Raw genomic sequence first — 26,687 nt, 5'->3', positions numbered from 1 at the left:
CCCCTCCCAGGGTGTTCGTGGTGAGACTCCATGCTGTCGGCGGGAGGGCGCCGGGGTCGTCCGGTCTCAGTCGGACATCGCGTCGTACGACTCAGGGTGTACGGCCCGCAGCGCCTCGGCGTGCCGCGACCGGGCGATCAGCGTGCTGGAGTGCTGCGGCCCGTACGCCTCGACGAAGATCGCCGCTGCCCGCGCCTGAGTCCGCAGCGCCTGTTCGTGGTCCCCGGCGGCCGACTCGTCGAGTCCGCGATTGGTCAGCGCCATCGCCACCCGCGGATCGTCCGCGCCGAACAGCTCCTCGAGGGCTCGCACGGCCCGTTCGTGACAGTCCAGCGCGCCCGGCACGTCCCCGGCGAGTCGCAGCAGATACCCCAGCTTGTCGAGGATCTGCGCGATCTCCGGATGGGTGTCCCCGGCCCGCGGGTGCGCGGCCCGCAGCGCCGCCACCGACCGTTCCAGCTGGACCCGCGCCCCGGCCAGGTCGCCGAGGTCCTGCAGGACGGTCCCGAGTCCGGAGCGGGCCACCGCCACGTCCGGCGAGTCCGCGCCCCGCTCGGCGATCAGGATCTCGATCGACTCGGTGAACGCCCGCTCGGCCCCCGGCAGGTCCCCGCTCCACCACAGTGTGGTCCCGGCCGCGGCGAGCGCGTGCCCGAGCTCGACCCGGTCCGGCGCGGCCCGCAGCAGCCGCAACGCCCGCTCGTGCGCCTCGTGCGCCTCCCGGGTCAGGTCCGCGCAGTGCAGCGCGTGTGCCAGCCGGCTCAGCGTGCGGCCCATCGCCACGGTGGTGTCGCCGGGCATCGACTCCAGGATGTCCAGTGCCTCGCGCAGCAGCGGCCGGGCGCTGTGCAGGTCGCAGCCGGCGCGGTCGAGGATCCGGCCCATCTCGCTGAGCAGGTCGGCGCGCCCGGCCGCGCCGCGCGGCCCGGCCACCCGTTCCTGGATCCGCAGCGCGTGGTTGGTGAGCCGGCCGGCGGACGCGTACACGCCGTGCTCGTCGAGGTGCCGGGCGGCCCGGCAGACCACCGCGGCGGCGGACTCCGGCCACAGGCCCTCGGCGTCGAGGTGATCCAGCAGAACGGCCAGGTGCGGAGTGTGTTCCTCCCAGGACGACGGCGCATCGAGCAACCGGCCCAGCAGCGCGCGCCGCTGGGCGGCGGTGGTCTCGGAGCGCACCAGCCGTTGCACCAGCCGGTGCATCGAGACGCCGCCGCCATGCCGTTCCACCAGCGAGTACCGCCGCAGCGTGCCGACCGCCTCACCTAGCGCGAGAGCGTCGCCGAGACCGTCCACCACGACTCGCAGCACGTCGGTCGGAATGTCGTCGGCGGCCAGGAAGGCGCAGGTCCGCAGCAACTCCACCGCGTGCGGATCGTCCCGTGCCACCCGGGCGAACGCCAGCCGCAGGGTGGTCGCGACGGTGCCGTCGTAGTCACCGGTCCCGCCCCGCGACAGCAGATCCTCGCCGTGGCTGGCCAACAGGTCCAGGTAGGTGCCGAGGGTGTCGCCGGTGCGCCGGCAGAAGGCGGCCGCCTGCTCCAGGGCGAGCGGCAGGTTGCCGAGCCGCTCGGCGAGCCGGGCCGCGTTCGTCCCGTCTCCGCCGACCTGCGACAACAGGAACCGCAGCGCCTCGTCGTCGTCGAAGACCGGGACCCGGAACGGGGTCGCGTACCCCTCCCAGTCCGCGTTCCGCGACGTGATCACGATCCGGCCGGTCCGGGTGTCCGGCAACCAGCTGCGCAGATGGTTCAGGTCGGCGGCGTTATCAAAGATCAACAACCATTTCGTACGGTCGGCCAGCGCCCGTCGCAGCGCGATGCGGGTCCGGTCCACGTCCCCGGCCACCGTCACGCCCAGCTCCCCGGCCAGCGCGACCAGTGACGCGTCCAGCAGATCAGGCGTCTCGGCCGGGCACCACCACACGATCCGCAGGTCCTGGTCGTGCGCGTAGCGCAGGGCCAGCTGGGTCTTCCCGATCCCCGGCAGCCCGTGCAGCACCACCGCGCCGCTCGGCTCCAGCAGGTCGCGCAGCTGCTTGAGCGGCGCGGCCCGCCCGGAGAACTTCGGGTTGACCGGCGGCAGATTCCACACCGGACGCTGCCGGGCGCCGGGCCAGTCGAGCGCCGGGTCCTGGCCGAGGATCCGCTCGTAGAGCGAGGTCAGCGCGGGACCGGGGGACTGGCCCAGCTCCTCGGCGAGGCAGCGCCGGGCCCGGTGGTAGGCGGCCATCGCCGCACCCGGCCGCCCGGACCGGTGCAGCGCGAGCACCAGGAGCCCGGCCACCCCCTCGTGCAGCGGCTGCCGGTCGGCCAGCTCGGTGAGCTCGGCGACCAGCTCCCGGTGGTGCCCGGTGGCCAGCCGGGCCTCGGCCCGCAGCACCCGGGCGGCCAGCCGCTGCTCGTGCAGCCGCCGGCGGGCGCTGTCGAACGGCTCGCCGGCCAGGTCGGCGAAGGCCGGTCCGCGCCACAGCGCCAGCGCCTCGCTGAGCAGGTCATCGGCGAGCGGGTGATCCCCGGATCGCAGCGCCGCGCCGCCCCGGGTGGCGAGCTCTTCGAACCGGCACAGGTCGATCCGGTCCGGCGGCACGTTCAGGGTGTAGCAGCCGGCCGCGAAACGGATCACCGCGCCGGCCGGGGCCAGCGCCCGCCGCAGCCGGGAGACCTCCGGTTGCAGCGCGGTCGCCGGGTCGCGGGGCAGCCGGTCGCCCCAGACCGCACCGGCCAGCGCGTCGACCGAGACGGCCCGGCCCGGCGCGGCGGCCAGGACCGCGAACAGCCGCTGCTGATGGCCGCGGGCGGGCGCGATCCACTGGCCGTCCCGCCGGAACTCCAGCGGGCCGAGGACGTGCAGATGTGTGCCGCCACCCACCCGGCGATTGTCGCCCGCGGCCTGCCACGGGGCGAAGTGATTATTGCCGATAGGATATGGAAATCATGAAAGGCGTGTCGCAGACTGGCGGGCGGACCAGTGAGGCGGTGCGGCATGTATCAGAATTTCGGTGCCACCGTGGAGGGCGCCACCGTCACGTTCCGGGTCTTTCTGCCGGATGCGCGAAAAGACCCGTCCCAGTACAACGGCGACGCCTTTCCGGGCATCCGGACGATCCGGGTCGCCGGGACGTTCCAGCGGGCCGGCGGCTGGGCGTGGGACGTCGCCACCGCCCCGGAGCTGCACCGACGCGATCATCCATCCGGCGACCTCTACGAGTGTGCGGTGTCCGGCCTGGACGACGGGTGGTACGAGTACAAATACTTCGTCACCTTCCAGGACGGTCACCAGCGATGGGTCACCGACCCGTGCACCAAATACCTCGCCCGCAATGACGAGAATTCCGGATTCGTGATCGGCGGGCCGCCCGTCGAGATCCGCGACCTGGCCGTCCGGCGACCATTGTCGGGCGCGATCTTTTACGAGCTCCATCCGCTGGATGCCTCGGCTTCCTATCGCGGCGCACGATCGCCTTTTCGTGCGTTGATCGACCGGCTCGACCACATAAGGTCGCTGGGTGTCAACGCGATCCAGCTGATGCCGTTCACCGGTTGGTGGGGCGGCGGCTGGGGCTACACCATCCGGCACTTCTTCGCGGTCGAGGAGCAGTTGGTCGCCGACCCGGCCCGGCCGGCCAGCCGGCTGCACGAGCTGGGCCGGTTCATCGACGCCTGCCACGAGCGCGACCTCGCGGTCTTCGTCGACGCGGTGCTCAACCACGTGGACGCGGGTAGCGACCCGGGCACCGGCTTCGGCTACCGCTGGCTCTACCGCAACCCGGCCGACTCGCCCTACCTGGGACGGTACGAGGGCGGGCTGTTCCTCAACGACATCCAGTACGGCCACGGCTGCGCGCAGCAGTTCGCCACCGACGTCTGCCGCTACTGGCTGGACCGCTTCAAGTGTGACGGCCTGCGGCTCGACTACGCCCGCGGCTACCTGCGCGAGGACGACGTCACCACCGGCGCCGGCCGGCTCATCCGTGACCTGCGCGACCACCTGGATTGGACCGGCCGCGAGCGGGTCCCGCTGGTCATCGAGCACCTGCCGGAGGATCGCAGCGCCGCGATCGCCACCGTCAACCGCTTCCAGGCCGACGGCATGTGGTTCGAGAGCCTGATGTTCGAGCTGCGCAACGCCAACCTGACCGGGCGGCCGTCCCCGGATCTGCTCACGGCCCTGGCCGCCGGCGAAGGGTTCACCGCGGGTGGCCGCAACGTCGGCTACCTCTCCAACCACGACTACCGCACGTTCCTGGACTGGCCGGGCGCCGGCGGCCGTGCACAGTGGTGGCGGATGCAACCCGCGCTGGTGGCGCTCTTCACCGTGCCGGGGGCGGTGCTGCTGCGCAACGGCGAGGAGTTCGGCCAGCAGTTCGCCGTCCCGGGCTTCGACCACCCCGACCGCCAACTGCCCCGGCCGGTCGACTGGTCCCTCGCCGACGACGAGATCGGCCACCGGTTGATCGGCCTGCACCGGCGGCTCGCCCAGATCCGGCGCGAGAATCCGGTGCTTCGCACCGGCAGATTCAAACCCTTCCCGTACGTCCGGAGCGAGGTCCCCGACCCGGAGGGACTCGGCGTGCACACCGCCCGCGGCCTGGTGGTGTACGCGCTGACCGGCGACCGGCACGCGATCGTAGCGCTCAACTTCGCCGGAACCGACCGGGAGACCACGGTGGCCTTCCCGCACCAGGGCACCTGGGAGGAGCTGCTGGACGACGCGGATCTCAAGGTCCTCGGGCAGCGGGCGACCTTCACCGTCCCGGGTAACTGGGCCCGGATATTCGTCTGTACGGAGTGAGGGGACGGTCATGACCCGGCCGGTCGACGAGACCGCATTCAGCACCGACGTCTTCGGGCGCTTCCTCTGCCGCACCTGGAACGAGGCGATCGGCGGCGGCGACCCCTTCGACGTGGTCGTGCTCGGCGCCGGCACCTACGGCGCGTACTGCGCGGCGGAGCTGGTCAAGGCCGGCCGGCGGGTGCTGCTGCTGGACGCCGGGCCGGTGGTGCTGCCGGAACACATCCAGAACATCGGTGACCTGGATCTGCACATCCCGCGCCCGGACCGGGAACCGAGCGGCGTCTGGCGGGTCCCCTGGCGTGGCAACGAGAAGTCTCCTGGTCTGGCGTACTGCGCGGGTGGCCGGTCGATCTTCTTCGGGGGCTGGCTGGCCCGGCTCACCGCGGAGGATCTGAGCGAGTGGCCCAAGGAGGTGGCCGCGGACCTGGAGGCCGGGTACCCACTGTTGGAGCGGGCGACCGGGGTGGAACCGGCCTGGGACCTGGTCGACGGGCGACTGCACAAAACGCTGCTGGCCATGGTGCGGACCGCGGCCGGGCAGACGCCGAACCTGGATGCGCACACCGTGCAGACCGCGCCGCTGGCCGTCCAGGCCGCGCCACCGGAGTCCGGCCTGCTCAGCTTCGACAAGTTCTCGACCGTTCCGGTGCTCGCCGCGGCGGTCCGTGCGTACGGGAAAATGCTCTTGAATTTTGTTCCGCGCGCCACCGTGCTGAGGTTGTGGCACGGCGGCGGCGTGGTGCGCGCGATCGACGTGGCGCTGCCCAGCCGTCGCGAGCGGCTCCACATCCCGCCGAGCTGCCGGGTGGTGCTCGCGCTCGGGGCGGTGGAGAGCACCCGGCTCGCGCTGAACTCGTTCCCGACGCCGCTGATGGGCCGGAATCTGATGATCCACGTGCGCAGCGACCTGATCACCCGGGTGCACCGCTCGGCGCTGCCGGGACTGGCCGAGCCGCACATCGACGTGGCGACGATCCTGGCGCGCGGGCGAGCTGACAGCGGCCGGTTCCACCTGCAGATCACCGCGTCGACCGGGAGCGGCTCCCGGATCGACGAACCGCTGTTCCAGATGGTGCCCGATCTGGATCAGCTGGAGCGGATTCGCGAGCAGGTGGATCCCGACTGGGTGACGGTGGTGGTACGCACGGTCGGCGAGACCCATGGTGACCGGGAAGCCCCAGCCGGTTCGCCCGGCGGAAACTGGATCACGGTGGATCCGGCGTGGCCGGACGAGTTCGGGGTGCCGACGGCGTATGTCAATCTGCGGTTGCGCCCGGAGGACCTGCGCACGTGGGACGCGATGGACACGGCGGCGGTGGGGTTGCTGCGGGCGCTGGTCCCGGACCCGGAGAAGATCAGGTACTGGTATGACGGTCGGTGGCGGCGGACGCCGTTCCCGGTGGGGGCGGGTGGCCTGCTGGAGTGGCGGAACTGGCTCGGGTACACCCATCACGAGGCCGGTCTGATGTGGATGGGCGAGGATCCGGCTACCTCGGTGACCGATTCTGTCGGCCGTTTCCACCACTTGCGCAATGCTTACGCGTGCGACGGTTCGATCTTCCCGACGGTCGGCTCGGTGGGTCCGGTCCTGACCGGCCTGACCCTGGCCCGCCGCCTCGCCACCCGCCTCTAGCCCTCGCGCGTCGCCACGCTGGGTCTGGCGCTGACAGCTGTCTGCAAGGAAGCCGCAAGGACGCTGAGGATTTTGGGGATCGTGGGGCGGACCGGCCGCCCCCGGAAGAGCCCACGGGGGCCACCATGATCTCATTCGAGACCGTCCGTGCCGAAGCGCTGTTCGCCTCACCGGCGGCCACCGGCGCCGACCTGACCCGCGCCGAGACCGACCGGTTGATCACCGAGGAGATCCGTGCTCGCGGCGGGATCCCGGGATGCGCGGCAGAACTGGCCACGCGTTACGGGGAGGCACCGGAGATCGCCGCCTATCGGATGCGCTGGGCGCTGCGGGTCGTCCACGACAATTACCACCTGGTGGCACCGTTGGAGCGGGTCCGGTGATCGAGGGCCAGCCGCAGGTTCGGGTCCTGGTTGTGGACGGGCAGCCACTGATCCGGAACGGGATCGTGCTCCTGCTCGACCGGCAGCCCGGCATCCGAGTGGTGGCCCAGACCGGCGACCCGGACCACGCCGTCACCCTGTCTCACCGGCACCGCCCGGACCTGGTGGTGCTGGACCTGCCGCCCGAGCCGATACCCCGGGAGCCGGCGACACCGCGGTCCAGGGCCGGCGTCTGCCCCGGCGTCATCCAGCGGCTCACCGGAATCGGTCCCATTCGCGTCCTGGTGATCGCCGCGAACCTGGACCGGACGCCGGCCCGCCGCGCGCTACTGGCCGGGGCGGCCGGCTTCCTGCTCAAGGAGTCCGACCCGGATGTGCTGGTCAGCGCGGTCCACGCGATCGCCCGCGGCGGCGCCTGGCTGGACCCGGAGCTGGCCCACGACCTGCTGCGCGAATACGTCACCCGCCCTGCCGCGGCAGCCCCCGGCCTGGCCGAAATGGATCGGTTGACCCCGCGCGAGCAGGAGGTACTGGCCTTGATCGCCCAGGGCCTGGACAACAGCGAGGTGGCAGCCCTGCTCTTCGTCGCGGAGTGCACGGTCAAGACTCACCTGGGCCGGATCCTCACCAAGCTCGGCCTGCGCGACCGCTCCCAGGCGGTAGCCGCCGCCTACCGGACCGGCCTGGTCCGGGTAAGCCCTCCCCGGCTGGCTCAAACGGCGGTCAAAACGGCCGGATGACCACGGCGAGAACCAGCCTTCAGCTGAGGCGGGTCTGTGATCCGGTCGCGACGGCTTCATTGCGGTCGACGGCCGGTAGCGTGACTATTTATGCCGGAAACCCGCCAACCCGTTTCGTCGCCCACCACACCTCTGGAGGACACACCCGGGGGAGCGGGCCGGCTGCCGCACGGCTTCCGGATGGACACGCACTCGCACGGCGAGGGACAGCTGGTGTACGCGGCAGCCGGCGCCCTGGCGACCACGACCGAGCGGGGGACCTGGGTAGCGCCCGCCAACCGGGTCACCTGGACGCCGCCGGGTTTCCAGCACGCTCACCGCTTCTACGGCGAGACCGACGTCCGCCTCGTCGTGATCCCGGTCGATCTTTGCGGCGAGCTGGCGGAGCAGCCCAGCGTGTTCGCGGTCAGCCCGTTGCTACGTGAAGTCCTGCTGGCCCTGACCGACCGCCCCGAGACCCGCCCCGGCGCGTATGACCGGCTGCGCGCCGTAGCCATCGACGAACTCGTCGAGGCCCGCGAGCAGTCCCTGCACCTGCCCGAACCGCGTGACGACCGGCTGCGCTCCGTCACCGACCGCCTGCACGCCGACCCCGGCCACAACGCGACCCTGGCCGAGCTGGGCCGGGCCGTGGGAGCGAGCGAACGCACCCTCAGCCGCCTGTTCCACACCGAACTCGGCATGAGCTTCCACCGCTGGCGCACCATCCTGCGTATCCACCACGGCCTGATCCATCTCACCGGCGGCCGCTCGGTCACCGAGACCGCCACCGCCTGCGGGTGGTCGAACCCGACCAGCTTCATCGAGGCGTTCACCGAGGTCGTCGGCCAGACTCCGGGCCGATATCAGGCAGGTCTGCGCAACGAGATCAGGTGAGCCGGGCCCGGTAGTCCGTCAACGGCAGGTCCTCGACCAGCGTCCCGAAGTCCGTGAAGTCGCCGGGCCCGGACTGGTCGTCGTCGCCATGATCGCGGTCGTTGAGTTCTCGCGCGGCCGCCTGGTTGCGCAGCACGTATTCACGGACCTCGTCCTCATAGCGGGCGATGCCCACGGCCAGGTCGGCACCCGCGGCGGCGATCTCGCCGGCCAGGACGTAAGCGCCGACCATCGCCATCGACGCGCCCTGACCGGTGGTGAGCGAGACCGCGTAGCCGGCATCGCCGACCAGGGCGACCCGCCCCTTCGTCCAGTGCTCCATGATCACCTGGATGCGGGCGTCGAAGTGGAAGCCCGACGCGTCGTCGCGCATGTGTTCCAGGATCTGCGGGACCACCCAGCCCAGCCCGGCGGCCCGCTCGGCCAGCAGCCGCTTCTGGGCGTCCTCGTCACGGTGGTCGTACTCGACCGGTTCCTTGCTCTCGAAGCCGAGGTAGGCGCGGGCCGTGCCGCTGCCGTCCAGGCCGATCAGCCCGGCGCCGGCGTCGCCGCCGCCCATCAGGAACGTCTGCCAGCGGTCCAGCCCGAGGAAGTTGGGGATCGTCATGATCGCCACATAGCCGCCCATGTAGCGCAGGAACGGCTTCTCCGGGCCGAACACCAGCCGACGGGTACCCGAGTGCGCGCCGTCAGCACCGATCACGACGTCGAACCGCCCCGGTACGGCGTTGTCGAACTCCACGTCGATCCCGTGGTCGTCCTGATTCAGGCCGGTGATCCGGTTGCCGAAGACGAACCGGACCCCTGCTCCGCACGCCCCGTGCAGAACGTCGATCAGGTCATCTCGCAGGACTTCCAGGTCTTCGGAGTCCAGCCGGCCGCCGGTCAGGGTGCGTTCCGTGGTGCGGTAGATCTCCGCCCCGGAGTCGTCGACCATCGACATGCCGCGCAGCTCGGTGGTCCGCTTGCGGAACTCGTCCAGCACGCCCATCCGTCGCGCCACCTCGAGGGCCGGGCCACGGATGTCCAGCGCCTGCCCGCCGGGGCGCAGGCCGGCGGATCGCTCGACCACGGTGACCTCGAAGCCGAAGCGGTCGAGCCAGTACGCGGTGGTCAATCCGGCGACGCTCGCGCCGGACACCAGAATCCGGCCGTTCTTGTCAGTCATCCCTGGTTCAACCATGTAGCCACTATCGGTACCCCGCCAGCGTGCTGCCACCGGTGATTGATCGCTCGATACCGGAAACCCGCCAATTCTGAGCTGCGGCTACGTTCTGGTGCGCAGCCGTCCGAACGCCGTGCCCACGGCCGCGCCACCGGTCGCGCCGATGATCCAGAAGACGGCCATGGCGACGAGGAACTCCGGGCGCAGCACGTCACCGACCGCGGACTGCCAGTCCGGCGGCACGGCGTCGCCGGTGCTGAGGTAGCCGGCCCGCCGGTTCGCCCAGATCACGGCCTCGGGGATGCCGACGGCGATCACGGCAACCATGGCGGCCGCTCCGGCCGGCGCCGAAGCGCGCAGCGCCGCGCCGAAGGAGCGGGTGCGGTACGCCGTGAGGAGCGCGACAGCGAACAGCAGGATCGTCGGGACGGACATCCAGAAGCCGAGGATGCCGCCCCGCTCGTGCGCCAGTGACCAGCGCGATGCGGCGAACGATCCGGCTGCCATGGCCACCGCTACCCCGGCGGCCGGCACCCAGGCGCCCTGCGGCGGGCCGGAGCGCAGCGCGGCCCACGCACCCCCGAGGGCGAACCTGCGGCGCTCGGCCCGCGGGTCGATCGACGCGAGCTCGGCCCGCAGCGCGGTACCCCACGTGGCGCGGTTTTCCGGCAGGTCGGTCGTCGCCAGGTTCAGCAGGTGATGCCAGACGTCGCGTACCGGCGCCGGGGCCTCCGTGGCGACACGGTGGGCGCCGAGCGCGGCCCCGAGGACGGGCCAGGGCAGAGCCCAGAGCAGCGCGACGAGGAATGCGTTGGCCGGGATCAGCAGGTCGCCTGCGCCGAGGTTGTCCACCACGGGGAACCCGCTCGGATCAGCCAGGTAAGCCGCGCGCAGCGGGAGGTGCGCGGCCGCGGTGCCGACCGCGACGCCCAGCAGCGTGAGCAGCCCGCCGACGGTGCCCGCCCCGAATCCGCGGGCCCTGCCCACGGCGGCCGCTGTCAGCATGACGAGCCCTCCGGTCAGGACCGAGAGGAGCAGGCCGAGCACGACGGCCAGCAGCGCCACGTCGAAGCCCCACCGCGATCCGTTGGCCACCGCGGCGAGATAGCACTGCTCCAGACCCGCGGTCAGCAGGCCGGCCGTGGCAACGACGGCGAGCAGCCCTCGCCACACGGGGCGCCGGATGCCGGCGCGCAGCGCGGCGCCGATGCGGGCGGCGAGCCCGCGTAATCCATCCACGCGCACGGCGCCGCGTAGTTCGACAACGAGCACCGTGAGCGCAAGCAGCGGCAGTGGCAGCGCCACCACCACAAGGAAGAGGGTTTCGAGCACCGGGGCCTCCGAACGTCAGGTGGTCCTGGGCGCGAGCCGGGCCGCGCCTGGGGCGGGTGCGCTCTGCCCGGTGCGAGCCGTCGCGGCGACGGTTCGGGCGAATTCAGCGCCGGCGGTGCTGAGCCGGTAGAGATGACGGGCCGGCCGGCCGCGCGGCGGGTCGGTCTCCCAGGATGTCTCCACCAGCCCGCGCTCGGTGAGGCGAATGAGGATCGGGTAGACGGTGCCGGCTTTCAGGCCGAGGTCGCGGCACAGGTCGTAGCCGTGGCTCCAATCCTCGCCGGACGCGGCGAGCGCGGTGAGCACGGCCGCGGTCTGCGGTGAGGGACGTCTGTCGCGAACCATGGCCCAAATATCTACCTAGGTAGAGTTTTTCGCAAGGCTCCTCCGCGCACGCGTTTGAACATCATCGATGTCTGATACCGTCGGCGTCCCAATCCGTCCATAGGGGATCTACGGGGGATCGATGTTGAGAATGCGAGTGTTGTCCGGCCTCGCCGTGTCGGCGGTGGTCGTCGGACTGCTGGTGCCGGCGACGGCCGCCTCGGCCGCGACGCCGCTGCGGGCGACCATCACCTGTGATGCCGCGACCGGCGTGATCACCACCTCGGCTTCCGGCTCGCTGTTCGTGCCGGGCCCGGCCAAGCAGGTGACCGTCGAATTCCAGCGCCGCACCGGCGTCCGGGTGACGGCCACCGCCAGGACGGTCCTGGCACCGCTGGCGCAGCCCTTCAGGGTGACCACCACGTCCACGACTTCGGGTGACGTCAGCGCGGCCGGTTACACCGGCACCTTCGATCCGGTGACCGCCCTCTTCTATCGCGAGCAGTTGACCGTGACGTTCAAGGACGCGGCGACCGGTGCCACCCTGACCACCCGCGAGGCCACCTGCGACCACGACCAGCGGACCAGCGTCACGCTCACTTGCGACCCGGTGGCCGGTACGGTGACCGCCGTCGTCGACGGCGTCAGCGGCACCGTGGGCGATTCGTCGGGCGGCGGATCGGCGTCACGGGTCTCCTATCACATCGCGACGATCAAGCAGCAGACGCCGAACGTGCCCACCTACCGCAACGAGATCCTCGGCGGCGGGTGGGACATCGAGCATCGGGTGGTCAGCGCCGCCGACGGCACCTGGAGCGACACGGGATACGTGCATACGATCTCCGGCAACCCGTATCGCTACTCCGAGGAGGTCACGGTCGGCGTCTTCGACCTGTACGGCATCCGCGTCGGCACCGCCACCGGTGCGTGCACCCTGTTCGACGGCTCCCAGACCTCCTGAGTGAGTGGCGCGTTCAAGATCGGCGTACCGGAAAGGGGTTCATGCCCGAAGGCCGGCCAGCTTCCCCGGGGCGCGAATCAGGTCGATCCGCCGGATCCGGTCGCCGGCGACCGTGAAGGCGATGACCGTGTCGAGCCGGCCGTCGCGGTGGGCGGCCATGCCGAGCAGGCCGTTCACGGTGACCGGGGTGAGGGGTTCGGCCTTCGCGGCCAGTGCCAGCAGGAAACGTGCGGCCCGGTCGGCGCCGTGTACCGGCCGGCGTGCCGTCCCGGGGCGGCCGCCGCCGTCGCTGGTCACCACGGCGTCCGGGTCGAGCATGGCGACCAGGTCGCCGAGGCGGCCACCGGCGGCGGCCGCGAGGAAGCGTTCCACCACCAGGCGGTGCCGTTCCGGGTCCGTGCCATGACGAGGGGTACGGGCACGCACATGCCGCCGCGCCCGGACCGCGAGCTGACGGACCGCCGCCGGGGTACGCCCCACCACAGCGGCCACCTCGCCGAAGGTCAGCCCGAACAGGTCGTGCAGCACCCACGCGGTGCGCTCCGGCGGGGTCAGCGACTCCAGCACCACCAGCAGCGCGTAGCCGACCTGCTCGTCGAGGGTGACCCGGTCGGCCGGGTCCGCGGTCACCACGGGTTCCGGCAGCCACGGTCCCGGGTAGGTCTCCCGGCGCATCCGGGCGGAGCGCAGCACGTCGGTCGCGGCCCGGGCCACGGTCACCACGGCCCACGCCTCGACGTCGTGGACCGGCCCGGCGCGGGCCAGTTTGAGCCAGCCTTCGGACACCACGTCCTCGGCCTCGGCGACCGAACCCAGGATGGCGTAGGCGACCCGGATCAGCCGTGGGCGGGCCGCGCTCCAGGCGGCGGCCGGGTCGGCGGTCATCGCCGGGCGCCCGTGGTGTCCAGGATGGCCGCGACGACCAGGCCGGGAACGTCGTCCATCGGCACGTGACCGGCGCCGGGCAGGTCGGCGCGGCGGGTCTGTGGCGGCAACTGGCCGGTGTGCCGGGACTGTCCGGCCAGTAGCAGCCGGTCCTGTGCGCCGAAGGCCAGCGTGACCGGCATGGTCAGCGGCTCGGTGGCCCGGTAGCGGATCCGGCGGGTGGCCCGCAGCGTGGACCGGAAGCCGGGGCCGCGGCCGAGGTCGGCGATGCCCCGCCGGGCGACCTCGGGGCTGATCCGCCGGGGGTCGGCGTGGAACTGCCACAGCAGCAGGCGGCGGCCCCACGCCGATCCCACCAGGGCGGTCAGGGGGCGGCGGGCGTACCGGCAGCCGGCCCAGGTGAGCAGCAGGCTGATCGTGCAGTAGAGCGGGGTGTGCCGCCGCCACAGGCCGGCCGGGGACAGCAGGGTGATCGAGGCGACCGGGCGCAGGGCCGCGAGTTCCAGGGCGACCCAGCCGCCGAGTGAGTTTCCGGCGACGTGCGGTGTGTCGATGCCGTGCCGGTCGAGCAGGAGGGCCACCGCCTCGGCCAGGCGCCGCGGGGTCGGCGGGACGCCGGGCGGCAGCGGTGGCGTGTCGCCGCATCCCGGCAGGTCGACGGTGTGGACGGTGTGGGTGGCGGCGAGCCGGTCCAGCACCGGTGTCCAGGCGGCCCGGGTGGAGCCCAGACCGTGCAGCAGAACCAGCGGTGGCCCGTCGCCGATCGAGAAGAGTCTCATGTCGCAAGGACGATGTGGATCCGGTGGAATGTGACAGTCAAGCGGCCAGTCTGCGGATCGCGGAGGTGAGCCGGGGTGCGTCCAGTTCGCGGCCGGTGACCAGTGCCTCCAGGATGAAACCGTCGAGCAGGGCGCAGATGTTGCGGGACGCCTCCGTGCCGAAGGTGGCCGCCACGATCTCCGGGAGGCCCTCCATCCAGGCCTCGGCGAGTGGCCGCAGGGCGGTGTCCCGGGCGGCGGCGACGCACAGTTCGTACTCGATGCGGACCTGGCGGCGGTCGGCGAGGTACTCCTGGACCAGGTCGGTGAGGGTCTGCGCGATGTCGGTCGCGTCGCGCAGCCGCTCGTCCCAGGCGAGCAGTTCGGAGCGCAGGCCGTCGAGGGCGTGCCGTAGCCCGGCCGCGATCAGGTCGTCCAGGGTGGGGTAGTAGTAGGTGGTCGCGCCGAGCGGGAGCCCGGCGCGGGCCGCGACGGCCCGGTGCGTGGTGCGGCCGACGCCGTTCTCCGCGATGACCTCCATGCTGGCGGCGGCGAGGGCGGCCCGGCGGGCCTCGGGGTCACGGGCCCGCTGCGGGCGGCGCGGCGCGGTCAATGGGCCCCGCTGGCGTTGAGGTTGAGCATGACGACTCCGGCGATGATGAGGGCGATGCCCGCCACCTTAACGGTGGTGAGCGGTTCGCCCAGGAAGACCGCGCCGATCGCGACGATGGCGGCCGTGCCGACGGCGGACCAGATGGCGTAGGCGACGCCCACTTCGATGCCTTTGACGGCTTGGGCGAGCAGGACGAAGGAGATGACGTACCCGGCGAGGACGGCGAGTGTCGGCCACAGCCGGGTGAATCCGTCGGTCGCCTTCATGAGGCTGGTGGCGATCAGTTCAGCGGCGATGGCGCCGCCCAGGAGGACGTAGTGCACGGTGAGCCCTCGATCCACTCTTGTACGAACGTACAAGTACGATCGTACAAGAAGGGCTCATTGCAGTGCCACAGCGAGAAAGCCGGTCCCGATGGCGGCGCACAGTACGCCCAGGCCGATCACCAGCAGGGTGACCTGCCAGGCCTGATAGGCGCCGAGCAGCGCCCCGCGCAGGGTCTCGCCCATGAACGCCGTTTGCCGCAGCCGGCCCAGCTTCTCGTCGCCGGTGTTGCGCTGCGCCTCGGCGGACACCTCGGCGTAGGTGCGGCCGCCGGTCGCCGACAGGACGTGCCCGCCGATCATCTCCGAGTAGGCGCGGGCCTCGGCACCGGTGCGCACGGGCCGTCCGGCGTACCCGGCGAGAGCGGCCGGCAGACCGTCGGCAGGAAAGCGGATGCGCTGGTGCTCCAGCTCGCGGGTCACCTGGCGACGGCCCGCGAAGCCCTGGAGGACCAGGATCACCGCCGCGCCGATGAGGGTCAGTCCGACCAGGCTGAGGAGTGTCTGAACCATGCCGTCGAGCGTTCTCGGCGGTATCCCCGGCGGTCAGGGACGGACGGCCTCTATCCGCCGGGCCGACTGCACGGGGTCCCGATGGACACTTCGGCCGTGGCATCCCGTCCGACCCGGATCGGCACGCAGTCCGGCTCGATCACGTAGACGCCGCCGGTGAGGACCGACCACGCGCCGTCACCCCAGCCCGGCGGGCAGCCGGCGACCGTCTGCGACATGGCGGGTTCCCGCTGCCCCCAGGCGATCCGCGCCCGGTCGCCCCACTCCGGCGGAAGGCTCAACTCGACGGTCGTGCCGGCCCGCACCAGCAGGCCGAACTTGGCGAACAACCGGGTCGGCCCCTCCTGCCCGGACTCGCCGGGCTCGTGAACCGTCTCCTCGTCGGGCAGCGCGATGTCGCCGCCGACCACGCGGTAACCCGCGGGCGGCTCGGCCACGTGGTCGACCACCGCCGGGCAGGGAGCTGCCGACGCGGGCGCGGGCTCCGGCGCCTGAGCGGCACATCCGGTCAACAGCAGCAGCGGCGCCAGCGATCGAGTGATCGACATGGAGCGATTCTGTCAGAGGGTCCGTCTACTGTGCTGACCATGGATCTCGTGCGCCGTGGCCGGATCGCCACCTCCCTCGTCTTTCTGCTGTTCGGGGTGGCTCTCGGGGTGTGGACCGCGCGGATCCCGGCGGTCAAGGAGAAGCTCGGGCTGACCGACGGCCGGCTCAGCATCGCGCTGCTGGCCTTCGCGGCGGGCTGCATCGCCGGGATGGCGCTGATCGGCCGGCTCACCGACCGGTTCGGCAGTTCCCGGGTGCTCGTGCCGGCCGCGCTCCTGGAGGGCCTGCTGCTGATCCCACCCGGGTTCGCCGGCGGCCTGGTGACCCTGTCGATCGCGCTGTTCGCGTTCGGCGCCGGGCACGGCACGCTCAACATCGCGATGAACGCGAATGCCGCCGAGGTCGAGCGCGCCATGGGCCGGCCGGTGATGACGTCGTTCCACGCCGTCTACAGCATCGGCGGGTTCACCGGCGCCCTGCTCGGCGGCCTCTTCGCCCACCTCGGCATCGGTGTGGGCGCCACCCTGCTGGCGGTCGGCCTGGTGGTGCTGGCCGCGGCGGCATGGTCGGCCCGCCGGGTGCTGCCGTCCACCCCGGCGCCCGCGACCCCGGCGGAGGAGAGAAGCCGCAACCCGTGGCTGCTGTTCTTCGGGGTGGTGGTGCTGTGCACCCTGGTCGGCGAGGGCGCGGCGGCCGACTGGAGCGCCGTCTACCTGCGTGACGAGCTGGGCAGTTCGGAGGCGTTCGCGGCCTACGGCTACGCCGCCTTCGCGATCCTGATGACCGTCGGCCGGGTCTTCGGTGACCGGCTGGCCGCCCGGTTCGGGCCGGTCGTCCTGGTCCGGGCCAGCGGGGTGGTCGCCGCGGCCGGGCTGGGCGCCGGGCTGCTGGCCGGGAGCACGGTGGCCGGGGTGGCCGGGTTCGGCCTGCTCGGGCTGGGCCTGTCCTGCGTGGCGCCGCAGTTCTTCTCGGCCGCCGCCGCGATCGATCCGGCGCGGGCCGGGCGCGCCCTGTCGACCGTGGTGAGCATCGGCTACGTCGGTTTCCTGATCGGCCCGATCGTCATCGGCGCGGCGGCCACCGTGGTCGGCCTGACCGCCGCGCTGTGGATCCCGGTGGTGCTGGCCGCGTTCGTGGCGGCCAGCGCCGGGACGATCCGACGGTCCAGGGTCACGCTTCGACCAGGCAGTCCCGGCTGATCGACGCGATGTCCGGGACGCCGGCGAGCGCCATCGTCAGGTCGAGTTCGGCGATCACGTTGCGGATCACGTCCTCGACACCGCTCTGGCCGGCGAGCGCCAGCCCGTACATGTAGGGGCGGCCCAACAGCACGGCGTTCGCGCCCAGCGCCAGCGCCGTGAAGACGTCGGCGCCGGTGCGGATGCCGCTGTCCAGTAGCAGCGTCGGCGACGGGCCGACCGCCGCCCGGATGGTGACCAGCGCGTCCAGCGAGGCGACCGCGTTGTCGATCTGCCGGCCGCCGTGGTTGGACACGACGATCGCGTCGACACCGGCGTCGAAGGCGCGCCGGGCGTCGTCCGGATGCAGGATGCCCTTGAGCACGATCGGCAGCCGGGTCCGGCCCCGCAGCGTGGCCAGGTGTTCCCAGCTCAGGCCGGGGTTGGAGTAGATGTCGAGGAACGTCTCGACGGCCGCCCGCGGCGCCGGCGACCGCAGGTTGCCCCAGAACTTGCCGGGGTGGTTGCGGGTCATCGCGAGCAGGGTGCGGATCGCGCCGAGGGTCACCTCGCCGGCCGGTTGCGCGGGCCGCCCGGCGACGATCTCCCGGAACCGGGGGTCCGAGGTGTACTGCGCGATGCCCTGACCGCGGCTGAACGGCAGCGAGCCCAGGTTCAGGTCCTGCGGCCGCCAGCCGAGCACGGTGGTGTCCAGGGTGACGACCAGCGCCGCCGCCCCGGCCGCCTCGGCCCGCGCGATCAGGCTGTCGACGAGCTGCTCGTCCTTGCTCCAGTAGAGCTGGAACCAGCGGGACGCGTCACCCATCGCGGCGGCGCAGTCCTCCATCGGGTTGCAGCCCTGGTTGGAGAAGACGTAGGCGGTGCCGGTGGCGGCGGCCGCCCGGGCGATCGCGAGGTCGCTGTCGGCGCCCATCAGCGCGCCCGCGCCGACCGGGGCGAGCAGCACCGGCGTGTCGTGGCGGCCGCCGGGCAGCTCCACCGACAGGTCCCGCTCGACATGGCCGGACAGCATCCGCGGCACGATGGCCCAGCGCTCGAAGGCGGCCCGGTTGCGGCGCATGGTCCGGCCCTCACCGGCGCCGCCCGCCACGTACGCCCACGCTTTGGCGCTGCTGGCCCGCTCGGCGCGGCGTTCCAGTTCGGCGAAGTCGGCCGGTACGGCCGGCCGCCGCCCGAGGGCGCCCTGGCGGTAGATGGTGCTCAGGCGGGACAGTCCGGCGCCCATGGGTTCCTCCTCGACGGGTCTGCCCGGGAGGCTAAACCAAGTCACGTGACTTGAAAAGCTAGGATCCCGGTATGGCATCCCGGGCCGAGCGCCGCGAGCAGGCCGTCGAGGCGCTCCTCGACGCCACCCTGGAGAGCCTGGCCACGGTCGGGTTCGCGGCCACCACCACGCGCGGCGTCGCCCAGCGCGCCGGGGTCAGTCAGGGCCTGCAACAGCACTACTTCCCGACCAAGACGGCACTCATCGACGGGGCCATCAACCGGCTCGCCACGCGGCTGCTCGATGACGCGTCCCGGCCGGTCGAGGGCGCCACCGAGCGGCAGCGTGCCGAGCTGCTGCTGCGCCGGATGTGGGACAGCTACTCGTCACCGGTGCTGGCCGTGGTCGCCGAGCTGCTGGTGCTCGCCCGGACGCATCCCGGCACGGCCGCCATGACCGCCGCGACGCTCACCGCCGTCACCCGCCGGATCGTCGGGGTCGCGGAGCAGGCCCTGCCCGGCTACGCTCGCACCCCCGGCTTCCGGGAGGCGCTGCTGCTCGCGCTGGCCGCCATCCGTGACACCACGACGATCGCGCGGATCCCCGGCACGCAGAGCGCCCTGCCCACCCTGGACGACATCGTCGACGCCTTCCTGAAAGCAGTCGTTACCGATTCGTGACGCTAGGTGACTTGACACGGTCCTTAATAATCTTCGCGATGATCGAAACCCGTGAGTTGACGAAGACCTACGGCCGGGTGGACGCCGTCCGCGACGTGACGTTCACCGCCGCCCCGGGCCGGGTGACCGGCCTGCTCGGGCTCAACGGCTCCGGCAAGAGCACCACGCTGCGGATGCTGCTCGGCCTCACCAGGCCCACCCGCGGCCAGGCCCTGATCAACGGCAGCCGCTACCGGGACCTGAAGAACCCACTGCGGCAGGTCGGCGCCGTCCTCGAACAGGGACTGAGCCACCCCGGCCAGACCGGCTACGCCCACATGATGACCCAGGCCAAACTCAGCGGCGCCTCCCGGGAACGGGCGACGGCCCTGCTCGAGTACGTCGGCCTCGAGGACGCGGGCGGCAAACGCTCCGGCGAGTACTCACTCGGCATGCGCCAGCGCCTCTCCGTGGCGACCGCCCTGCTCGGCGAACCGTCCGTGCTGATCCTCGACGAACCGGCCAACGGCCTCGACCCGCCCGGCATGGCCTGGCTGCGCGGGCTGCTGCGCGACCACGCGTACGCCGGCGGCACCGTGCTCATCTCCAGCCACCTGCTCAGCGAACTGGAACTCCTCGTCGACGACGTGGTCATCATCGGCGAGGGCCGCGTGCTGCGCGCCGGCCCCCTCGACGAACTGCGCGCCGGCACCCAGCTGCGCGTACGCGGCGGCGACCACGAACGGCTCGCCACGGCGTACGAGCAGGCCGGCGCCACGGTCACCACCGAACGCCAGGCCCTCTACGTGGCCGGCCTCAGCCCCGAACAGGCCGGCGACATCGCCCTCGAACAGCGGATCCCGATCTACGAACTCGTCGCCGAGACCCAGCACCTCGAAGACGTCTTCCTGAGCGTGGCGGAGGCCCGATGATCGCCGTACTGCGCAGCGAGCTCTACCGCACCGCCACCGTCCGCGCCTCCGTCCTCGCCCTGCTCGGCTTCGCCTTCATCGCCGCGTGCTCCGGCTACCTGAGCGACGAGTTCTGGGCCCTGATGGCCGGCATCGGCACCTTCGGCATCGCCATCATGGTCACCTGCCAGCACTACCAGCACCGCACCGCCATGCTGCTCTTCCTCGGCCAGCCCAACCGCCTCAAGGTGCTCGCCGCACAGGCCGCGGTGGCGGTGCTCCTCGGCGTGGCGCTGGTCGCGATCAGCGGCATCGGCGTCCTCGCCACCGGCAAAGTGGACCGTTACCTCGCCACCCTCGTCGTCGCCCCACTGCTCGCGATCTTCGGCGTGGCCAACGCGACCGTCGTCCGCAAACCGCTGTGGCTCATCGCCGGCTGGCTGGGCTGGTTGCTCTTCATCGAAGGCATCCTCTACCAGCTCGAAGGCGACATGATCTTCAGCGCCTTCCTGGCCGCCGCCAGCGGCTCCACCCGCGGCCTGCTCTGGGTCTCCATCTGGACGGCCGGCTCCCTGCCGATCGCCGCCTGGTCCATCCGCCGAGACCTCTCCGGCGACTGACCCGCCTGGTCACGGTGGGTGCCGCCGCTCACCCACCGTGATCTTTCCTTCCGGTACGCGCGACGCCGCCCTCAACCACACGACGACCGCCTCCGCTGGTTCCAGCGGCCGTCTTCCGGGTCAAGGCCGCAGTGGCCTGTCTGATGTCCGCGATCAGCCGTCTACCGGGCGGGGCTCGGAGTCGATGTTCCGTAACAGTGCACTGATCCGCTCGATGAGATCTGTGAACCCGATCTTGGTTGCCGCCGCGAGGCTCTTCTCCCACACTTTCCGGGCGCTGTCTGGTTCCCCAATGGCAGCCAGAAGCTCGCCAAGGGTGACGCCAACGACAGCGATTCCATCGGGCCGTTGCAGGCGTTCGAGGATCTCGAATGCCTTGAGCAGGTTGGGCAACGCTGAGGAGAAGTCCTGTTGTTGTAGTTGTATCTGCGCGATACCCAAGGTGGTGTTGGCGATGCCGTCCAGGTCGTTGTGCCTCTCATTGACCGGCAGCACCTTCTCTTGGCGTATCTGGAGAGCTTCGTCGTATTCGCCGCGCCGGTAGAGGATGTCGGCGATGTTGTCCCAGGTGATCGCAGCTGACCGGGTGTCGCCGAGTCGTTCGTACACCGGCAGCTGCATTCCGCGGCGTATGCGCAGGGCCTCGTCGTATTCGCCGCGCTGGTGGAGGATGTCGGCGATCCTGCCCCAGGTGAGGGCAGCCGAGCGGGTGTCGCCGAGCCGTTGGTACACCGGCAGCGTTTGCTCGTTGTGGATGCGCAGGGCCTCGTCGTATTCGCCGCGCTGGTGGAGGATGTCGGCGATGTTGCCCCAGGTGAGGGCAGCCGAGCGGGTGTCGCCGAGCCGTTGGTACACCGGCAGCGTTTGCTCGTTGTGGATGCGCAGGGCCTCGTCGTATTCGCCGCGCTGGTGGAGGATGTCGGCGATGCTGCCCCAGGTGAGGGCAGCCGAGCGGGTGTCGCCGAGCCGTTGGTAAACCGGCAACTCGACTTCGCGGCGTATGCGCAGGGCCTCGTCGTAGTCACCACGCAGGACGAAGATGTCGGCGATGATCCCTTGGCAGGCGGCGGCTTCGTCGTCGGATCCGGCGGAGGTGAACAGGTCGTGGGCTTGCCGAAGCAGTCGTTCAGCCTGCGGCAGGTCACCACGGCCGATCAAATAGGTGGCGTGCTCGGCGCTGACATGTGCCCGATCGAGGGGGTCGATCTGGTCGGGGTCGTCGGTTTGCGCCTGCCGACTCGCCCGACCGTACAACTGCCCGGCAGCGTCACCGTCCCCACTGGTTTGCGCGGCGCCGGCGACCCGCCGCAGAAGCAGCAACGACAGCGGCACCTGATGCCGGTCGAGCAGGGCGATGGCCTCCTGGCCCAGCCGAAACGCATCGACAGCGGGGCCGGACCACAGCGCCTCCATGGCACCGGTAGCGCAGTCGGCGACGATCCGTGGGGTGTCGGCGTGCAAGGCGAGCCGGGTCAACTGCAGATCCAATCCGGGATCCCGGCTGATTTTCTCGGCGCCGCCCCAGGAGGCATACAGCGGCTCGGCCACCAGCCGGGCCAGATCGGCGATCTCGGCGGCATTGAGCGGATCGATACGCCCGGCGGCCAGCGCGTTGACCGCCAGCGCCGGCTGTTGCGGGTCGTAAGCGTCGGGGGAGACGTCGAGTAGACCCAACCCCCACAACCGGGTCGCCGAGCCCCCGACACGTTCGGCCAGCAGGGCGGCCACCGGCTCCGGCACTGGCAGCTCGAACACGGTCAGATCCCGCAACAACGCACGATGCGCCGCCCCGGCCTGCTCGATCAACGCCTCCAGAGACAGATTCTGCAGGAATGCGGGCGACTCCGCCTCTGCGGGCGTCTGGCCCGGCCGCGGGAATGACGGAGAGGCTGGGGCCTGAGCCTGGTGAGGCGAGTGGGGTGACGTCGCCCGATCACCTGGTGAAGACCCGTCTTCCGGCTCGAGGATTGACTGACGTGGTCGCAGGCCGAGGCGTTGAACCACGCTTGTGGGGAGCCAGGCGAAGGTCTCTGCTGGGACTTGGAGGTAGCCGGAGACGTCGGGGAGGAGCGCTGGAAAGGACGGGCCGGCCGTTCCGGCGTGCTCGGCCAGGTAGGACGACATCACCCGGACGATCCGGGTGGCCTCGGAGCGGCGCAGTTCGTCGAGGAGGCGCTCGCGAGCGTCCTCGATGAACTCGAAGGACTCGTCGCCGGTGCGGATCAGCAGGCCACCGAGGAGGACCTCGGCCAGGGCGGACGGTGGGGCGCCGACCACCGCGTGCTGGACCAGGCGCATCGTGTCCAGGGTCAGCGGGACCGCCGACAGGCAGACGGCCAGTTGGTACGCGGCGGGAGACGCGGAGGCCCGGAAGCCCTCGACCGGCTCGCCGGACGGTTCGTCCTCCCAGGCCGGAACGGACGGCTGAGCCGGCGCCAGCGTCGCGATCGCGAGGGGGACGCCGTCCGCCCGACCCGCGACGACCCGGATCCAGGACCGCCACGCGCCCGCCGTCAGGCCGAGCACCGGCACCGCAACCCCGGCCTCCGGAGCCGCCCGCCGATAACGCACGGACCAGGCCTCGTTGGCGACGCCGGTTCCGGTGACCGTGACCCGGGCGGCCCGTCCGGGCAACCCGGTACGTGACCACAGTTGCTCCGGCAGCGGCTGGAGCACCGCCATCGGCCCGGTCCGCGCCCACCCGGCGATCTCCCGGGCCGCGCTCCCGTCGTGCCACCGCGCCCCGACCGCGTCGGTGAGCAGCAGGAAGATCCGCCGCCGGGCGCCGTCGATCAGCTGGGCCGGCCGCAACACGCCGGAGCGCCCGGTCCGCACGGTGAGGGTTTCGGCGGACCCGTCCAGGCGGCAGAGCCGCACATCCCGGAACGCCCCCGAGCGGCTCAGCAGCCGGGCCAGATCCGCTTCGAGTTGCCGCCACACCGCCATCGACGGTGACGTGTCGACCGCCAGGACCGCCTCGAACCGGCGTTCCGCGGCGGGCGCGAGGATCGGCGCCCACACCCCGCTGCCGGCGATGAACCGGGCCGTGGCCGCCTCGTCGAGCACCCGCCGTCGCGGTGACGGAACCCGGCGGCGCAGCGGCCGCAGCGCACGTTGCAGCCCGCGCGGATCGGGCAGTCCGGGCGGCGCCGGGCTGCGCACCGGGAAGGCGGGCACCGGTTCGGCCCCCGCTGCCGGGCTCGGAACCGCGATCGGCACCGACTCGGCAGATGGTGAGAGCGCCGGCGACGGCTCGGCGAGATCGGTGGGTGGCGCGTCGGCGGGCCGCGAAGGCGCGGGCGACGGGGTGGTCGGGGCGACGTGGAGATGACGGGCCAGCCACAGAGCCTCGGCAACCTCCCGGCCGGTCGGGGACAGGCCCGCCCGCTGGAGGGTCTCGATCAGCCCGGCGACCGACATCAGCCCGGCGTTCCGAGGTGTCGCATGACCAGGGCGGCCAGCTCGTCGCGGTCGGCCGTGCCGTTGCTCATCACCGCGAAGATGGCGTTGAGCAGCTGGTCGGTGGCCATCTCACCGGTCGAGCGGCGCTTCAGGAAGTCGTCGATGAGACCCTGGGCGGCGGCCAGCACCTCCGCGCCGAGGTGGGCCTCGACGATGGCGGCGAGCTGCTCCGGCGCCGGGTCCGGGATGTCCAGCTGGAGGCACCGGCGCAGGAAGGCGGGCGGGAAGTCGCGTTCGCCGTTGCTGGTCATCAGCACGATCGGGAAGGTGCTGCACCGGACTGTGCCACCGTGCACCGGCGCGGTGCGGGTGCTGCGGTCCACGCCGACCGGCACCGAGGCGACCCGGTCGGCGACCCTCTGGAGCTCGGGGATCGGGAACTCGCCCTCCTCCAGAATGGTGAGCAGGTCGTTGGGCAGGTCGATGTCGCTCTTGTCGATCTCGTCGATCAGCAGCACCCGGGGCAGCCGGGTCGGGAGCAGGGCGGTGCCGAGCGGGCCGAGCTGGATGTACTGGCCGATTCCGGCGGCCGGGCGCTCCTCCGGCGGCAGGTTGGCGTCCTGGAGGCGGCCGATCGCGTCGTACCGGTAGAGGCCGTCCTGCAACGTGGTGCGGCTGGTGATCGGCCAGCGCAGCACCGGCCCGAGCCCCAGCTCGTGGGCGATGGCGTAGGCGAGTGTCGACTTGCCGGTTCCGGGCCGCCCGGTGATCAGGATCGGGCGGCGAAGCAGGATCGCAAGGTCGACGATCTCCACCTCGCGGCTACCCGGCCGGTACGCCCGCGCCCGCTCCACCTCGTTCGGGTGGCTCACCGCCCAGTCGTCGTCGTAGGGCGCGGTGTCGAGTGGCTCCCCGGCGAAACGTCGCCACGGCGGGGGCTCGGGCAGCTCCCACTCGTGGCTGCCGCCGTCACCGCGGAAGATCTGCTGTATCATCTACTGCCGTCCTGTCATCGCGGGGCTCATCAGCGGCGCGGCCGGTGTGGGCGGCCGGTCCCAGAGCAGCACCACACCGCGGCACGCGTCGGCGTCCGGCCCGGCGTCGCGCAGCTCCGAGGTGAGGCGCAGCCGCTGTACGAGGGCGGGCAGGCTCACGTCGGCGAGGGCGGTCGCGGCCGGGCCGCTGAACGCCTCCCGGAAGCGGTGGCCGGAACAGTCGCCCCGTTCGTGGCCGGCGCACGGGTCGCGGGTCCAGGCCAGGACCGGCACACCGAGCCGCAGCGCGACCTCGGTCATCCCGGCGAGCGTGGGGTGGGCGGAGGGCCGCCGGGTCAGCAGGACGGCCGCGATCTCCGGGGCGAGCCGCAGCTCGGCCGCGAACTGTTTCTGGGTCAGGTCTTCCACGCAGCCCGCCCAGCGGGTCCGCCCAGCGCCGCTGTCGAGGTGTTTCCAGCGCAGGTTCCACCGGTCCCGGACGGCTGGGTCGATCTGCCGGTCCAGGTCGCGCAGCACCACCCGGTACGTGCACCCCAGATCGGTGAACGAGTCGGTCGGCAGGTCCTCGAACGGCTCGTCGAACAGCTCGTACGGTACGGCGAACTCGATCACGCTGTCGTCCGGCACTCCGCTGAGGGCGACGCCGAGCTTTACCGGGACCAGCGCCCGCATCTCGTCGAGGGTGTGCGCCGGATCGTCGTCGGCGTAGGTGACCCGCCGGTCGCCGGCACCGCCGGTCACGGTGATCCGCAGCCGGTACCGGTCCGGGTCGTTGAGCCCGGGCGCGATCTCGACGGTGACGATCCCGGCCGCCGGGTGCGCCGGGGCCGCCTCCCGGATGGCGATGAGCTCGGCGGCCCGGCCGTGCCGGGTGGCGAAGTCGTCGGCCCATTCGCGCAGTCCGGCCTCGTGCGGTGCGGCGCCGGTTCCGGCGAGGCGGTGGCTGAGCTTCAGCAGCGGTACGACACCGTCGGTCGCTCCGGGGCCGCCGCTGTCGAGCAGGGCGAGCGCCACGTCGCGCAGGGTGCCCGGCGGGTGTTCCGGTGGCCGCCCGGTGCTGGCGCAGTCGGCGTAGAGGCGGCGCAGCTCCGGTTCGTCACCGGCCGGGAACTCGGCGAGCAGCCCGAACAGTTTCGCCGTCTCGCGGGGCGACAGCGTGTGCGGTGTGGTGGCCGTCAGGCGGGACCGGACCGCGGCCCAGCGCAGGTCCTGCCGGTGGAACCGGTCGGTGGCGGCGACCAGGCGCAGCCGGGACAGCCGGTCCAGGTCGCGCAGCCCGCGCAACGGGATCAGATAGCCGCCGCGGTCGGCGTCCTCTCGCATGGTCGATTTCACGATGGCGCAGATCGCGCCGGTGGCCAGGTCCAGCACCGGTCCGCCGGACATGCCGGATCGCACCTCGTTGGCCTTGAACAGCCACAGCCGTCCGGTCTCGACCTGGTGGTAGCCGCGGACCTGCCCGTCCTTGACCGATGGCCGCAGCACGCCGTCCAGCTCGTCGGAGTGGCCGAGCGCCACGACGTCGGCGCCTTCGGACGGTTCGTCGTCGCTGAGCCAGGCGCACGGATGGGCCGGCGGGTCCGTGACCGTGACGATCGCCAGGTCGGGGAAGGTCCACACGTCGTCGAACGACGTGTTCGGCGTGTGCTCGGTAACCGTGCCGGACAGCGACTGCCCGTCCCAGGTCATCGTGACCGGGCTGCCGGTACCGTCCGGGACCACGTGGGCGCAGGTGAGCAGCACGCCGGGCGCGATCCACACCCCGGATCCGGCGACCGCCGGACCGGTGATGTGGACCAGGCATCGCTCGGCGAGTTTCCGCAGCTCGGTCCGCGCGTCGGTCAACGA

General features: G+C 71.9%; 24 protein-coding genes. 10 read left to right on the top strand and 14 right to left on the bottom strand.

What is annotated here, in order from left to right; translation table 11 throughout:
- Nucleotides 1-66 precede the first annotated feature (66 nt).
- A complete protein-coding gene (gene fxsT / locus BJ964_RS41080) occupies nt 67-2,868 on the bottom strand; it encodes an FxSxx-COOH system tetratricopeptide repeat protein (RefSeq protein ID WP_188125706.1) in 2,802 nt (933 codons plus the stop codon).
- Between the two features lie 114 nt (nt 2,869-2,982).
- On the opposite strand from fxsT, the gene BJ964_RS41075 reads away from it, so the two are divergent.
- The 5 genes from BJ964_RS41075 (at nt 2,983) to BJ964_RS41060 (ending at nt 8,426) form a co-directional block, all read left to right on the top strand.
- Complete coding sequence (locus BJ964_RS41075; RefSeq protein ID WP_188125705.1) at nt 2,983-4,791, top strand: alpha-amylase family glycosyl hydrolase; 1,809 nt, start codon at nt 2,983-2,985, stop codon at nt 4,789-4,791.
- 10 nt (nt 4,792-4,801) lie between these two features.
- Complete coding sequence (locus tag BJ964_RS41070; protein ID WP_188125704.1) at nt 4,802-6,427, top strand: GMC oxidoreductase; 1,626 nt, start codon at nt 4,802-4,804, stop codon at nt 6,425-6,427.
- A gap of 125 nt (nt 6,428-6,552) precedes the next feature.
- Nucleotides 6,553-6,810, top strand: coding sequence for a hypothetical protein (locus BJ964_RS48740; protein ID WP_229807037.1), 258 nt, complete (start codon nt 6,553-6,555; stop codon nt 6,808-6,810).
- Nucleotides 6,807-7,550, top strand: a complete 744-nt coding sequence (locus tag BJ964_RS41065) for a response regulator transcription factor (RefSeq protein ID WP_229807036.1) — start codon at nt 6,807-6,809, stop codon at nt 7,548-7,550. The genes BJ964_RS48740 and BJ964_RS41065 overlap by 4 nt, the downstream gene beginning before the upstream one ends.
- A gap of 90 nt (nt 7,551-7,640) precedes the next feature.
- A complete protein-coding gene (locus tag BJ964_RS41060) occupies nt 7,641-8,426 on the top strand; it encodes an AraC family transcriptional regulator (protein WP_188125702.1) in 786 nt (261 codons plus the stop codon).
- On the opposite strand, the gene BJ964_RS41055 is transcribed toward BJ964_RS41060, so the two are convergent.
- The 3 genes from BJ964_RS41055 to BJ964_RS41045 form a co-directional block, all read right to left on the bottom strand.
- Entirely contained in the window at nt 8,419-9,594 is a 1,176-nt protein-coding gene (locus BJ964_RS41055; RefSeq protein WP_188125701.1) for an FAD-dependent monooxygenase, read from the bottom strand. The two genes, BJ964_RS41060 and BJ964_RS41055, sit on opposite strands and share 8 nt — an antisense overlap.
- Nucleotides 9,595-9,693: 99 nt before the next feature.
- Nucleotides 9,694-10,923 (bottom strand): hypothetical protein, encoded by a 1,230-nt coding sequence (locus BJ964_RS41050; RefSeq protein WP_188125700.1) that lies wholly within the window; start codon nt 10,921-10,923, stop codon nt 9,694-9,696.
- A 15-nt stretch (nt 10,924-10,938) separates the two neighbouring features.
- Nucleotides 10,939-11,268, bottom strand: a complete 330-nt coding sequence (locus BJ964_RS41045) for a PadR family transcriptional regulator (RefSeq protein ID WP_188125699.1) — start codon at nt 11,266-11,268, stop codon at nt 10,939-10,941.
- Nucleotides 11,269-11,389: 121 nt separating this feature from the next.
- On the opposite strand from BJ964_RS41045, the gene BJ964_RS41040 reads away from it, so the two are divergent.
- A complete protein-coding gene (locus BJ964_RS41040; RefSeq protein WP_188125698.1) occupies nt 11,390-12,208 on the top strand; it encodes a hypothetical protein in 819 nt (272 codons plus the stop codon).
- A 39-nt stretch (nt 12,209-12,247) separates the two neighbouring features.
- Here the strand turns inward: BJ964_RS41040 and sigJ are convergent, their stop codons facing one another.
- The 6 genes from sigJ to BJ964_RS41010 are packed head-to-tail and all read right to left on the bottom strand — an operon-like array spanning nt 12,248 to nt 15,848.
- A complete protein-coding gene (gene sigJ, locus BJ964_RS41035) occupies nt 12,248-13,093 on the bottom strand; it encodes an RNA polymerase sigma factor SigJ (protein ID WP_188125697.1) in 846 nt (281 codons plus the stop codon).
- A complete protein-coding gene (locus BJ964_RS41030; RefSeq protein ID WP_188125696.1) occupies nt 13,090-13,872 on the bottom strand; it encodes an alpha/beta fold hydrolase in 783 nt (260 codons plus the stop codon). Before BJ964_RS41030 ends, sigJ begins: the two co-directional genes overlap by 4 nt.
- Before the next feature lie 37 nt (nt 13,873-13,909).
- Nucleotides 13,910-14,464, bottom strand: coding sequence for a TetR/AcrR family transcriptional regulator (locus BJ964_RS41025; protein ID WP_229807035.1), 555 nt, complete (start codon nt 14,462-14,464; stop codon nt 13,910-13,912).
- Nucleotides 14,461-14,805, bottom strand: a complete 345-nt coding sequence (locus BJ964_RS41020) for a DMT family transporter (protein WP_275407710.1) — start codon at nt 14,803-14,805, stop codon at nt 14,461-14,463. The genes BJ964_RS41025 and BJ964_RS41020 overlap by 4 nt, the downstream gene beginning before the upstream one ends.
- A 39-nt stretch (nt 14,806-14,844) precedes the next feature.
- Entirely contained in the window at nt 14,845-15,300 is a 456-nt protein-coding gene (locus BJ964_RS41015; protein ID WP_188125695.1) for a hypothetical protein, read from the bottom strand.
- Between the two features lie 50 nt (nt 15,301-15,350).
- The gene (locus BJ964_RS41010; RefSeq protein WP_188125694.1) at nt 15,351-15,848 is read right to left on the bottom strand and encodes a hypothetical protein; all 498 of its coding nucleotides are present in this window, start codon (nt 15,846-15,848) and stop codon (nt 15,351-15,353) included.
- Nucleotides 15,849-15,887: 39 nt separating this feature from the next.
- Between BJ964_RS41010 and BJ964_RS41005 the strand changes: the two genes are divergently transcribed.
- Nucleotides 15,888-17,048 (top strand): MFS transporter, encoded by a 1,161-nt coding sequence (locus BJ964_RS41005; RefSeq protein ID WP_188125693.1) that lies wholly within the window; start codon nt 15,888-15,890, stop codon nt 17,046-17,048.
- Here BJ964_RS41005 and BJ964_RS41000 read toward each other — a convergent pair.
- Entirely contained in the window at nt 17,020-18,273 is a 1,254-nt protein-coding gene (locus tag BJ964_RS41000) for an alpha-hydroxy-acid oxidizing protein (RefSeq protein ID WP_188125692.1), read from the bottom strand. The genes BJ964_RS41005 and BJ964_RS41000 overlap by 29 nt on opposite strands.
- Before the next feature lie 71 nt (nt 18,274-18,344).
- On the opposite strand from BJ964_RS41000, the gene BJ964_RS40995 reads away from it, so the two are divergent.
- From BJ964_RS40995 to BJ964_RS40985, 3 genes are read left to right on the top strand one after another with little or no spacing between them, the layout of a single operon-like run.
- Nucleotides 18,345-18,932 carry a TetR/AcrR family transcriptional regulator gene (locus tag BJ964_RS40995; RefSeq protein WP_188125691.1) on the top strand — a complete coding sequence of 196 codons (588 nt, stop codon included), beginning with the start codon at nt 18,345-18,347 and terminating at the stop codon, nt 18,930-18,932.
- A 38-nt stretch (nt 18,933-18,970) separates the two neighbouring features.
- A complete protein-coding gene (locus BJ964_RS40990; RefSeq protein WP_188125690.1) occupies nt 18,971-19,843 on the top strand; it encodes an ABC transporter ATP-binding protein in 873 nt (290 codons plus the stop codon).
- The gene (locus BJ964_RS40985; RefSeq protein WP_188125689.1) at nt 19,840-20,442 is read left to right on the top strand and encodes a hypothetical protein; all 603 of its coding nucleotides are present in this window, start codon (nt 19,840-19,842) and stop codon (nt 20,440-20,442) included. Before BJ964_RS40990 ends, BJ964_RS40985 begins: the two co-directional genes overlap by 4 nt.
- A 153-nt stretch (nt 20,443-20,595) precedes the next feature.
- On the opposite strand, the gene BJ964_RS40980 is transcribed toward BJ964_RS40985, so the two are convergent.
- Genes BJ964_RS40980 through BJ964_RS40970 form a run of 3 tightly spaced genes read right to left on the bottom strand, consistent with a single transcriptional unit; the run spans nt 20,596 to nt 26,684 of the window.
- Nucleotides 20,596-23,862, bottom strand: a complete 3,267-nt coding sequence (locus BJ964_RS40980) for an SAV_2336 N-terminal domain-related protein (RefSeq protein WP_262479422.1) — start codon at nt 23,860-23,862, stop codon at nt 20,596-20,598.
- Entirely contained in the window at nt 23,862-24,839 is a 978-nt protein-coding gene (locus BJ964_RS40975) for an AAA family ATPase (protein ID WP_188125688.1), read from the bottom strand. Before BJ964_RS40975 ends, BJ964_RS40980 begins: the two co-directional genes overlap by 1 nt.
- Entirely contained in the window at nt 24,840-26,684 is a 1,845-nt protein-coding gene (locus BJ964_RS40970) for a VMAP-C domain-containing protein (RefSeq protein WP_188125687.1), read from the bottom strand.
- Between the last annotated feature and the right edge of the window lie 3 nt (nt 26,685-26,687).

Source organism: Actinoplanes lobatus (assembly GCF_014205215.1).
Classification (GTDB): domain Bacteria; phylum Actinomycetota; class Actinomycetes; order Mycobacteriales; family Micromonosporaceae; genus Actinoplanes; species Actinoplanes lobatus.
Note: the sequence above shows the minus strand (reverse complement) of the source record. Positions and strands in the feature narration are given on the sequence as shown.